Origin of the sequence: Ottowia thiooxydans (assembly GCF_040548795.1) — a bacterium.
Lineage (GTDB): Bacteria > Pseudomonadota > Gammaproteobacteria > Burkholderiales > Burkholderiaceae_C > Ottowia > Ottowia thiooxydans_A.
In genome coordinates, this window is record NZ_JBEPSH010000005.1 from 53708 (window position 1) to 65477 (window position 11770).

Sequence of the window (11770 nt, forward strand, 5' to 3'; positions counted from 1 at the left end):
TGGGCTTGGCGATGGAGCCGTGACCATTCAGGCTCTCCATGCGCTCAACGCCTAAGCCCTCCGTCAAGGGGTATTCCGCAAGCGCGCCGCCCCTGAGGTTGAACCTTAGCTATCTATATGTCTTCCGAAACCAATCTGCTTCTTCGCGAAGCACGCGACTCCGACCTTCCCGATCTGGTCGCCTGCGATGCGTATGCCCAGGTGCACGAAGCTCGAACGCACGAATTGCGTCGTTGGGTCGAGCAACAATCTTGCTTTGTCGCATTGATGCGCGATAGACCCGTTGGCTTTTTTGTCCTCGAGCACACCTTTTTTGGCAATGGTTTCATTCCCCTCGTCTGCGTCGCAGGGGCTCATCAACACCAAGGCATTGGCCAGTTTCTGCTTGCGCAGGCAGAGCGGCTTTGCAGCACTCCCAAGCTCTTCACCAGCACCAACGCATCCAACTCAAGGGCACAAGACCTGTTTGCTCGTGCTGGCTTTACCGCTAGCGGCACTGTCGGGAATCTCGATGAATCCGATTCCGAACTCATCTACTTCAAGGCTTTGCATAAGGCGAGCGATGCGGCCGACCCCTCTGGCACTGGACGTCTAGCAGCAAGTCGCAAGCTTCCCCTTGCGTCGAATGTCACCCCACACACCATGCTTGAACAGACGTTGTCGATTCTGCAAGCCTTGGAATGCGAACTGCACGCGCCGAAGACAAGGCGCGATCCAGAAAGACTTGGGCAGCTTTTACACCCGCAGTTTCGTGAGTTTGGTCGCTCTGGCCGCTCGTACACACGCCACGAGATGCTGGAGCAACTTCAAGCAGAAACTGAACTGACGAAAGTCCACTCTCAAGATTTTCGAATTGAGATGCTGGGACATTCGGACGCTCTTCTCACATACCGATCTGCACAACTGACGCCAAGTGGGCTGCTTGAGCGGCCTACAAATCGAGCATCAATTTGGCGGTTGGAGCCCACTGGCTGGCAAATGTTTTTTCACCAGGGCACGCCCACACAGGCGTTTTTCCAGAACGCGGCTTAACCGGTCACTCGACCCGACGTCCCTCGACAAGCCTCAGTCAGCGGATCAGCTTCAACCATAGGCTGCATTTGAGCTCCCGCGTCTACATCCGTCCTCTGACACTCATCAGCGTCTCAAAACATGCCCTGCTCGAACGGCTGTGCGCTCTCCGTCCCTCACGGCAAATTGGCCGTTGACCATCACATGCATCAGTCCTTGAGGACTGCTCGACATAGCCTGCAATGAGGACTGATCCGATAAGGCATCCGCGTCGAAGACAACCAAATCGGCGTGATAGCCATTTTTCAGGAGACCGCGCTTTTTGATGCTCATGCGGTGTGCGGGAAGAGATGTAAGTCGCCGAATGCCCTCGCTAAGGTCCATCATGCCCATGTCTCGAGCGTAGTGCCCTAAAAAGCGAGCAGTCCATCCGAAGGCAGTCGGGGCAAAGCGGACGTTCTTGAGTGGTCCACTGGTGTTGAGCGTTATCGCATCGGATATCACTGAGCATTCGGGTCTAGCCATAAGCAACCGAATGTCCTCATCTTCAGATATTCGACCGGCCCAAGTGCAGTCAGCCACAGACTCTCCTTCTTCCAGAAGGATGTCCAAAATGGCGTCGTGCGGGTCGACGCCACGCCGGCGGCCGATCTCTGCAAAGTCCAGGCCGACAAATTCATGACTGGCGGTGGACCGAGTGAGGACCAGTTCAGACCAACGCTTTTGAGCCACCAACTTCCATTGCGGGAAGGTGTTGTTCTTGAGAGCCGAGCGCAAACTGGGATCAGCCAAGCTCCGCAGCATTCCAGGAATGCCTCCCTCGTAAGCCCATTTAGGAAGGATGGTGTACAGAAAGGTTGGTCCCCACTCGTGAGGAATCACGTCAAAGCCCACGTCGATGCCCACGTTGCGAGTCCATTCGATCATCTCCAGCATGTGCTCCGCCGCATGTGCAGGTGCGCCCGTCTTGGGCGCCAAGTGCGAGAGCTGTAGACGGGCCTCGGACAAACGGGCTGTGGCTAATGCCTCTCCAACACCCATCTCATAGTTCCAGTCGCGATTGCGGATGTGGCTGGCATAGATAGCGTCGAACTCCTTGGCGACCCGCGCCATCTCTACAAGCTCCCTGAGATCCGAGTTGAATCCAGGGTTGTATTCAAGTCCGGAGCTGACTCCAATGGCTCCCTCGTCAAGGGAGCGCCTGACGATGTTGCCCATGTACTGCAGTTCATCGTCCGTGGCCGTTCTTGGTTCGTTACCCACCACATTCAACCGCACCGTGTTAAGTCCGACGTAGGCTCCGACATTAAGGCCAGGACGTTGTGCCTGCAACACATCGAGATATTCGCCAAACGACGACCAGGTGAACGCCTGCCCAGGCAATCGCCCGATCATGAAGCGCTCGACCAGTTCGCGCTTGATGCACGGGGCGCACGAGAAGCCGCAGTTGCCAATGATCTCCGTGGTCACACCCTGCATGAGCAGACTGTATCCATCGGGGTCGGAGAGCAGGGTTGCATCCGAATGGGTATGGATGTCGATGAAACCGGGCGACACGGTAAGACCAACGCAATCCACCAACTGCTCGGCGTCATGGCCCAGTTGGCCAATCGCCTCGATGCGCCCGTCGCGTACGCCGACATCCTGCAATTGGCCAGGTGCCCCGGACCCATCGAATACAGTTCCATTTTTGAAAATCACATCGAACATAGTTTGATCCTCGAGTGTCACAGGGCCTTGAAGGTCGTGTGCAGGGTCACACAGACCCGCGCACGATGAGCTGGCCTTTGAGTAACTGGGTGGACGGTTTGGCAATCTCGCCGTGCAGCAGCAGGTCAATCGACTGCTGAATCATGTCTTCAACGGGCTGCCGGATGGTGGTGAGCTGGTAGGCTGCCTTGGCAGCAATGGGATGGTCGTCAAAGCCCAGAATCCGAATGTCCTCAGGGATTCTTTTACCCATGTTGTAGCGCAGTGCATCCATCGCACCGGATGCGATCTCGTCATCGGCGCAGAAGATGCCATCAATCTCTGGGTGTGCTTCCATCAGCTTCTGAATTGCCTGGAACCCCCATTCGTAGGTGAACTCACCTTCCACTGTCGCAACCAGTGTTCTGTCCCACTCGTGCAACTGTTGGGTGAAGCCCCGTAGCCGGTCAGTGCTGGTAGAGGACTCGCTACTGCCGCCGAGAAAGGCCACATGCCGGGCCCCCGACTTGATCAGCGTATCTGCGGCGGTGCGCCCGCCATCGGTGTTGTCGCAGGACACTGAGTGAACCCCACCCGTGCGAGTGGTGCGGTTGAAAAGCACGACTGGAATGCCTCGTTCAACAAATTGCTGCGCGGCTGTTGAGGAGAGTGCCGCTGTAGTGATGATGGCGCCACGAACGCGATAACGCAGCACGTCGGGAACCACGTCATCCACCGATTGAGGCGGCGTGGCATTGAAGAGCAGTACTTGCAACTGCAATGCCTGCAGCGCCTGGGTGATGCGCTCCAGTACCACCGGATACCATGGGTTGGTGATGTTGGCCATCACGATGGCCACGATGTCAGACTGGCCGCTGCTGAGTCCTTGAGCCAAAGGGTGCGGGGCGTAGCCTAGCTCCGAAACCGCCTTCTCTATGCGTTCGCGCACGTCGGCGGCAACGTAGCCACGACCCGATGTCCATCGAGAGACGGCAGCCTGCGAGACCCGTGCCAGTTTGGCAACGTCTTTCTGTGTAACGGTTGGATGTGAAAGCGGTGTTGTCATGCCTGAGATTGTTTAATGGACCGCTAAATGCTTTTCAAGACGTTCTGGGTCCGCCAGCGCTTCTGTACTGGTCATGCTGTCTACCGTTGCGCCGTCCTCTAGCAGGACAACGCGATCGGCGACATTTAGCGCCATACGCAGATTCTGCTCGACCAATACCACCGTCAGCTTCTCCTGCTTGAGTTTTTGAAGGACCTCGGCGACCGCTGTCACCATCACCGGTGCCAGGCCCTGGGAGGGTTCATCGAGCAGTAGCACGCGAGGGTTCATGGCAAGTCCCCTGGCCATCACCATGATTTGTTGTTGACCACCTGAGAGCTCCCCGCCTTTTCGGCCTCGGAACTCCTTGATGATAGGCAGCAAGTTCATAATCCGATCTAGCGTGAATGGTGAACCTTCGCGGTAGCCCAGCATGATGTTTTCTTCGACGGTCAGAAGCGAGAACGCGTCACGCGTCTCGGGCACCAAGGTCATCCCCATGCGTGCGATTTCATGGGTCTCTCGGGCACTGATGTCCTGGCCGGCGAAATGTACCCTGCCCGTAGCTACATGGTTGAGCGCCATGATGGAGCGCAGGGTAGTGGTTTTGCCAGCGCCGTTGCGCCCGAGGAGCGCCACGGTCTCCCCTTCATTCACATGGAAGGTGACGCCGTGCAGGGCCTGACTCTTGCCGTAGAAGGTTTCGATGGCATCGATTTGCAAAAGGGTTTTCATGGTCGTTTCTTCACAGTCCGAAGTAGGCGGCTTTGACGGCTGCGTCATTCGATATTTGCTCAGGTGATCCAGAAGCAATAACCCGGCCCCGGGCCATCACCGTCACGTCGTCGGAGATGTCCATCACGACGTTCATCTTGTGCTCAATCATCACGATGGTGTAGCGCGACTTGAACGAGTTCACGACGTCCTTGACGCGTTCACTCTCACGTTGAGACAAACCAGCGGTGGGCTCGTCGAGCAGGAGCACTCGGGGTTGAGTGGCCAGGGTGACTGCAAGCTCCAACATGCGCTGGTCACCGTAAGACACGTCGGCGGCTTTTCGGTCATTGAATCGCTCCAAGCCTAGGCTGCCTAGCAACTCTCGCGCCTGGGCTGCGGCTTTCGGGTCTTGCCGTACCGCTCGCCAAATGCCAAATCGGCCTCTGCGTTGAGCACGATAGGCTGCCAGAAGGACATTCTCGAAGAACGTAAACTCGCGGATCACGCTTGTGATTTGATACGACCGCCCAACTCCGCGGCGGGCAATTTCATGCGGCTTCAGCGACGTCACAGCTTCGCCCAACAGATGGATCTCGCCGCCGTCGGGTTTGTAGTCTTTTGTGAGCAGGTTGAAGAGCGTGGTTTTGCCAGCGCCGTTGGGTCCGAGGACTGTGTGAAGACGCCCTGTCTGGAAGCGAATCGACACTCCGTCGACTGCCGTCATACTGCCGAACTTCTTGCTGACGTTCACTGCTTCAAGTGCGATATCGGTGCTCATTGCCGGTCACCTTTCCTCTGAATCAAGAACGCGCGCAATTTTTCGAATGCGCCCACCAGGCCATTGGGCATGGTGAAGACCACCAATACTATGAAGAGCCCGAACAGCAAGGCCCACCTTGCCCACATCAGGCTGAACAACCCCTGTAACCATACGAAGACTGCTGCACCAATCAGTGGGCCGACCATGGACGACAGGCCACCGATCACGATCATGAACAGCACATTGCCCGACATCGCCAGGCTTATGGTGTCCACGGGGACAAAACGGTACAGCAGTGCGTACAGTGCGCCGGCCAGGCCAGCGAATGCGCCGGAGATTGCAAAGGCGGTGATTTGTGCCCGATAGACTGAATAGCCGATAGACGCGGTGCGCCGTGGGTTATCTTTCGCAGACTCCAGAACCAAGCCAAGCGCACTGCGCTTTACCCGATTAAGGATGTAGTAGCTGGCCAGGAACACTAGAGCACACAGTGCATAGAACACTTGGCGATCATCGAGGTTCAGTGCTCCAAGGCCGGGGATGCCCAGGGGGGTGCGGGAAATGCCTCCCATGCCATCTTCCCCACCTGTCACGTTTGACCATGTGAGCACCACGTAAAACGCCATCTGGTTAAATGCGAAGGTTAGCATCATGAAGTAGAAGCCAGCGCGCCGAATCACGATGGCGCCGATGATCGTGGCCGATAGCGCGCCGGCCACGATGGAAATCAACAGCGTGGTCAGTGTCGATGTCTGGAACTGGGCCAGGACGTAGCCGCCCATGTACGCACCGACTCCAAAGAATGTGGCGTGTCCAAAGGAGTAGAGGCCGGCGACGCCAATGATGAGATTCGCGGCCATGGCGAAGATTGCCATGACCACAATCTCATTGGCGATGTTGACGGGCATGGTGAGTGGGGCTACGGCTAAAACCGCCGCGAGGATGGCCGGTACGCGCCAGCCGTTGTGTTTGTTATTCATGGTTTCAGCGTTCTCCGAAGAGGCCTTGCGGACGAACCAGCAACACCAAAGTCATTACGACATACAGCAGCAAGGTGCTCATGGTGGGCGCCACCAGCGTGCTCAGGCTCTGCACGATTCCCAGCAGCAACCCGGCAACCACTGAGCCGTAGAGTGAACCCAAGCCACCCAAAACCAGAACGACGAACGCGATTGACATCATGTCGTTGCCCGAACTGCTATTGGCGCCCAACAGGGGCAGGGCAATCCCACCAGCAAGGCCGGCCATGCCCGCGCCCAGCGCAAAGCCCAGGATAAGCAGGCCTTTGATATTGATGCCCAAGCAGCGCGCCATCTCACTTTTTTCGATGCCTGCGCGCACTTGAGAACCGAGTTTTGTTCGCTCGATAAGGAACCAAAGCACCGCGATGCACATAGCGCTGGCAACCGTCACGAATACCAGGTAACGCGGCAGCCGCATGAACCCCAGGTCGAAGGACCCACCGAAGAGGCTAGGCGCAGCCAGGCTCACACCCGAGGTTCCCCATATCACGACGAGCGTTTGCTCCAGCGCCAGTGCAATTCCGAAGAGGAACAGCACCTGCAGCAAGTAGTCCGCCTTCGCCAGTTTTTCCAGTCCGAATCGTTGCAACATTGCGCCGATCAGTGCTGGTACGGCAAAGGCGCCGATGAGCGCGAGACCAAATGGCAAGCCCATGTTGGCAATCGCGTAGCAAACGTACGCACCCGTCGCAAAGAGCGCTCCATGCGCGAAGTTCGGGACATTGAGCAGCCCCTTGATGATGGACAGCCCGAAGGCCATGACCGCGTACAACATTCCTATCGCGCAGCCGTTGATTAGCTGCGCCATGACAAGGGAACTCAAGAGGCTTCTCCTGTTGGCTGGCCGTTTAGGCTCGTTTGCAATCGTTGAGCTCTGCCGGCTGCGGCTTGTTGCCCTGGTAGACGATTTCGGCAATGTCGTCCGCATTCTTCATTTCACTTGCTGCCTTGCAGCGAGCGAGGTAGTAGGGGCGCAGGCTCTGGTGGGTTTTCGCGTCGATCTGTGTGCTGCCGTGCACGCTGTCGAATCGCCAGCCTTCCAATGTCTTGGCCACCACCTTCGGGTCAACACTGTTGGCTTTCTCCATCGCCAAAAAGAGCGTGCGAAAGGTGTCGTAGCCCATCGCCATGGGATACGTCGGCACACTCTTGTATTTTTTGACCGCGCTGACCACGAAGGATTTGTTGACCGGGTTGTCGATGCCTGCGTGATAGTTCAATCCCAGGATGAGCCAGGCGCGCATATTGGGGGTGAGTTCCTTCAAGTCATCAATCTCGGCCGCCCAAGGCGCGCCCACGACCAGGTTTTTGGCGCCAAAACTGTGCAACTGACGCGCAGCGGCCAGGAAATCGGCACCTGCGGTTAGCAGCAGGACCACGTCGGGCTTGGCAGCAAACGCTTTGTTGAAGTACTGGGTGAACTGACGCTCGTTGGCCGGATGCCGGTCTCCAGCGATCATTTCGAAACCAAGACCCGGGGCCAGCGCCTGGGTGTACTTCAGAAGTGAATGGCCAAATGCATAGTCAGCTGTCAGCGTGTAGATGCGCTTGGCATTGGGATGCAGCTTACGGATGTATTCGAGAGTGGCGCTGCAGGCTGTGTAAGGGTGGGCTGACCACTGGAAGGTGAAGTCATTGCATCGCGCACCAGTAAATTCATCCGAGCCGCCTCCAGCGAACTGAACAACTTTTGAGCGAGCAGCGATCTCTGCTTCAGCCAAGCCGACGGCACTGGAGGCATTGCCTGTGAAGTAGCGTACGCCTTCGTTCTCCACCAACTCCGTAATGCGGCGCACGCCGACTGCCGGTTTGCCCTCGTCGTCGCGTTGCAGAAGGTTGATCTTGCGACCGAGCACCTTGCCGCCGCGCTCTTCCACGATGAGCTGAGCTCCCCGAAGAATGGAAGGTCCCAAGGTCGCGTAGTTGCCGCTGAACTGCGACAAGACCGCAATATTGAGATCCCCTTGAGCGGACTGCGCCCAGGTAGCACCACTTATTATGGAGCCACTCGTGGCGGCGAGGGTCTTGAGTGCGTCGCGGCGGCTAAAGTGAAAGTTTGACACGGCAGTTCCTTTAGTTAAGGTTTAGGTGGGAGAGAACAGGAGCGAAAAGCGCTGCAAGCTGGCGTCCAGGCGTTGGAGCAACACAGCGATATCTGCGTCGCCAATCGTCAGTGGTGGACTGATAATTGCGGCGTTGTTGGCCGGCGCGATGCCGGCCGGATAGATGATCAAGCCTTCTGCCTGACAGGTATCGGCAAATACGGTGTTGGCGTTCAACGAGGGTGTAGGTGTGCCGCCGCGAACGGGGTCGAACAGATCAAATCCCAGCAGCAGACCCCGCCCACGCACATTTCCCATCAACCCTGGATGGCGCGCTTGGATTTGTTGAAGGCCTTCACGCAGCTGATTGCCCCGTGCAGAAACGTTGTCCAGCACGTCATGCGACTTGAGGTAGCGAACTACGGCCAAGGCCGTTGCAGCACTCAACGGGTTGCCACTGAAGGTGTGTCCAAACGGCGCACTGCGAGAGCCCTTGCTCATCGCCTCAACCAGGGTGTCGCTGTAGAGAACGGCGCCCAGCGGTGTGTACCCGCTGGTAAGTCCCTTGGCCACGGTGATGACATCGGGCGTGACGCCGTCATGGTCACAGGCGAACCAGCGGCCCGTTCTTCCCATTCCCGTAATCACCTCATCAGCAATGAAAAGAATGCCATAGACATCGCAAACCTCGCGCAGCATGCGCATGTAGCCCGATGGCGGCGTGAGTGCACCGCCAGCCGCACCCACGATGGGCTCGATGATCAAGGCCGCCACCTTTTCTGCTCCAATGGATTCGATGGCTTGAGACCAGGCTCGACGATCTGCCTCGACATCGGTGGCTTCTGGACCCTCCGCAACACGTGAAAGGCTCGGGCCAACTGCCAGCGGGTGCAGCAAGTTGGCGTAGTCGCCACGCCGTGCCGTATGTCCCGACAGCGAGAGGGCTCCCATCGTCATGCCGTGGTAGCTGATGTCGCGGCCGAGTATTAACGTCTTGTCAGGCTGCTCGCGCTCGCGCCAGTACTGGATAGAAGAGCGAATGGCTAGCTCAGAGGCTTCGGAGCCGCTGTTAACGAAGAACGCGTGCGAGATGCCCACTGGCGCCAGGCTCACCAATTCCTCAGCCAGTTCCAGTGCGGGCGTGTTGGCAAATTGGGTACGGTAGGAAAAGCACAGGCGTTCGGACTGGGCCTGTATCGCCTCGATGACCTCCGGCACAGCGTGTCCCAGACTAACGGTCATGGCTCCGCCTGACCCATCCAGATAACTTTTTCCTTGCGTGTCGTAGATGTAGCAACCCCGGGCGTAATCGGCAGTGGGGAGGGGTGTCGAGCGGAAGTTGAGGAGTGCAGTCATAGCTGGTCTGGTGAATTTCGGTGCATTATGAATTCGCATGCACATAATTGGATACAGGGATAACACCAATTCGGAATAACGAGCCAAAATAGTGCGAATGAATGGGATATTGGATAGATCCTTGCTGATTTATATGAATGCGTATGCAGTTTGCGTGCCAGAATTTATCGCGCCGTGTTCGAGCGCTGAGTCGTCAGACTTCAATAGCTCTTTGACTGGTGGAGGGGTCAACGCCAGATACAGCCGCCGAAAGCCGTGCACTCAACACTGCGACCATCGCGACTGCAGCGCTTATGGCCGCAGTGTTTTTACGGCCGTCGTCGCGCTCCAGTGACCGAGGGGAGGCGGGGTGCGCGAAAAGGGTTGGATATTAGGGATGACGACGCAAATCTGCCAACGATTGATCGGCTCTGACACCGAACTCGGCTTGGCAGTGGGTGATCATGGTTTACTTGACCAATTGTTCAAGTATTGCTATGCTGATGTTATGGGCCGCCCTAAACAGTTTGATCCAGAAGATGCTCTTGACGCCGCAATAGCGCTGTTTCGCGAGCATGGGTATGCCGGCACGTCAGCAGATATGTTGATTGAGTCGATGCAGATTGGAAAACAAAGTCTCTACAACACCTTCGGTGGCAAGTGGCAGTTATATGTTGCCGCTTTGGCGCGATATGCCACAGCAGAGACCTCCCACCACATGGCCGCCTTAAGGGGTGGGCCGACTGCCTTTGGTGGCATCGAACGCATGATGAAGCGGGTTGTGGCAGAGGCTCAACAGCCTTGTTTGGGCGTGAATTCTGTCAGCGAGTTCGGTTGTACCAAGGACGACCTGACGGAGATTCGTGAAACTGTTGGGCGGCCGCTTCATGCACTGCTGGTTTCCAAAATCCTGGAAGCCCAGAAAAATGGGGATGTATCGCCCACCTTGAATCCTGAGCATGGCGCAGCCTTCCTCCGCGCTAACGTGACAGCGATTCGCGTTGCAGCGCGGGCCGGCGCAGGAGAAGCTGAGTTGAGAGGCGTGATGCGACTTGCACTGCAGGCGCTTAAGTGAGCCTGCTTTTTTTTGATTAATTTTGGAACGGTCATTCAATAAAGGAAGAACCATGAGAGTAGTGAACATCGCCCACCCAGGTGGGGCAGAAGTGATGGAGTATCTTGACCGGCCAGACCCGGAAATCGGTGTTGGACAGGTGTTGGTAGGGGTGACCGCAGCCGGTGTCAACTTCATGGACATTGGCGTAAGGCAGGGGAATTTCTGGCGGGAGATTCCGTATCCCAAAACGCTCGGAGTCGAAGGTGCGGGTCGGGTGTTGGCCTTGGGCGCGGGGGTTCAAGGCTTTGCGTTGGGCCAACGCGTCGCGTGGGTCTACGCGCCCGGGAGCTATGCAGACAAAGTCGTCATTCCGGCCGCATCGCTGGTCCCGCTGCCTGACGGGATAGACGACCGGACAGCCGCAGCCTTGATGATGCAGGGCCTGACGGCCAGTCATTTTGCAACCGACTTCTACCCCGTACAGACGGGCGACATTGCATTGGTTCATGCAGCAGCGGGCGGCCTGGGGCTGCTGCTTACGCAAATCATCAAACTTCGAGGCGGCACAGTGATTGGTCGCGTGTCATCGTCAGACAAAGTTGCTGCGGCCAAAGAAGCAGGGGCCGATCATGTGATTGTGGATCGTGATGGCGGCTTTGCGGAGGAAGCTATTCGTGTATCTGGCGGAGAAGGCGTGCATGTCGTTTATGACGGATCTGGCCCCACTACGTTCCAGGGATCGCTGAACGCCTTGCGAACCTCGGGTACGTTGGCCTGGTTTGGCCCCGTGCTTGGAGCACCTGCGCCTATCGACATCATGAGTCTTCCTAAAAGCATCAAAATTGGTTATCCCTCCTTTGCCCATCACATCAGGACGCCGGAGCTGCTGCTTTCACGCTCAACTCAGCTGTTCGATTGGGTCTTGAAGGGGCAACTCCAGGTCCGAATTGGCCGTGAGTATCGTCTGGAAGATGCGGCACAAGCACATGCTGACATGGAGAGCCGGGCAAGCACAGGCAAGTTGCTGCTGATTCCATAGGGGTGAGAGGCCAGCGCGGGTTCAGTTGATGGCCACACGTCTGACCCTTAGCG

The 11770-nt window shown here is 57.2% G+C and carries 11 protein-coding genes; 3 read left to right on the top strand and 8 right to left on the bottom strand.

Annotation, left to right across the window (positions count from 1 at the left end; translation table 11 throughout):
* The first annotated feature begins 117 nt into the window (after window positions 1–117).
* Window positions 118–1032 (top strand): GNAT family N-acetyltransferase, encoded by a 915-nt coding sequence (locus ABIE13_RS12390; RefSeq protein WP_354443809.1) that lies wholly within the window; start codon window positions 118–120, stop codon window positions 1030–1032.
* Between the two features lie 105 nt (window positions 1033–1137).
* Here ABIE13_RS12390 and ABIE13_RS12395 read toward each other — a convergent pair whose 3' ends face one another.
* The 8 genes from ABIE13_RS12395 to ABIE13_RS12430 are packed head-to-tail and all read right to left on the bottom strand — an operon-like array spanning window position 1138 to window position 9642.
* Window positions 1138–2721 (bottom strand): N-acyl-D-amino-acid deacylase family protein, encoded by a 1584-nt coding sequence (locus ABIE13_RS12395; RefSeq protein WP_354443811.1) that lies wholly within the window; start codon window positions 2719–2721, stop codon window positions 1138–1140.
* 46 nt (window positions 2722–2767) lie between these two features.
* Window positions 2768–3766 carry a LacI family DNA-binding transcriptional regulator gene (locus ABIE13_RS12400; RefSeq protein WP_354443813.1) on the bottom strand — a complete coding sequence of 333 codons (999 nt, stop codon included), beginning with the start codon at window positions 3764–3766 and terminating at the stop codon, window positions 2768–2770.
* 12 nt (window positions 3767–3778) lie between these two features.
* Complete coding sequence (locus ABIE13_RS12405) at window positions 3779–4480, bottom strand: ABC transporter ATP-binding protein (protein ID WP_354443815.1); 702 nt, start codon at window positions 4478–4480, stop codon at window positions 3779–3781.
* A 10-nt stretch (window positions 4481–4490) separates the two neighbouring features.
* A complete protein-coding gene (locus ABIE13_RS12410; protein ID WP_354443817.1) occupies window positions 4491–5240 on the bottom strand; it encodes an ABC transporter ATP-binding protein in 750 nt (249 codons plus the stop codon).
* Window positions 5237–6202 carry a branched-chain amino acid ABC transporter permease gene (locus ABIE13_RS12415; protein ID WP_354443819.1) on the bottom strand — a complete coding sequence of 322 codons (966 nt, stop codon included), beginning with the start codon at window positions 6200–6202 and terminating at the stop codon, window positions 5237–5239. Before ABIE13_RS12415 ends, ABIE13_RS12410 begins: the two co-directional genes overlap by 4 nt.
* Window positions 6203–6206: 4 nt before the next feature.
* The gene (locus tag ABIE13_RS12420; protein WP_354443821.1) at window positions 6207–7067 is read right to left on the bottom strand and encodes a branched-chain amino acid ABC transporter permease; all 861 of its coding nucleotides are present in this window, start codon (window positions 7065–7067) and stop codon (window positions 6207–6209) included.
* A gap of 25 nt (window positions 7068–7092) precedes the next feature.
* Complete coding sequence (locus ABIE13_RS12425) at window positions 7093–8307, bottom strand: ABC transporter substrate-binding protein (RefSeq protein ID WP_354443823.1); 1215 nt, start codon at window positions 8305–8307, stop codon at window positions 7093–7095.
* A gap of 21 nt (window positions 8308–8328) precedes the next feature.
* Complete coding sequence (locus tag ABIE13_RS12430) at window positions 8329–9642, bottom strand: aminotransferase family protein (protein WP_354443825.1); 1314 nt, start codon at window positions 9640–9642, stop codon at window positions 8329–8331.
* Between the two features lie 376 nt (window positions 9643–10018).
* Here ABIE13_RS12430 and ABIE13_RS12435 point away from each other — a divergent pair, with 376 nt between their 5' ends.
* A complete protein-coding gene (locus ABIE13_RS12435) occupies window positions 10019–10696 on the top strand; it encodes a TetR/AcrR family transcriptional regulator (protein WP_354443827.1) in 678 nt (225 codons plus the stop codon).
* 52 nt (window positions 10697–10748) lie between these two features.
* Complete coding sequence (locus ABIE13_RS12440) at window positions 10749–11717, top strand: quinone oxidoreductase family protein (RefSeq protein WP_354443829.1); 969 nt, start codon at window positions 10749–10751, stop codon at window positions 11715–11717.
* The last annotated feature ends 53 nt before the right edge of the window (window positions 11718–11770 follow it).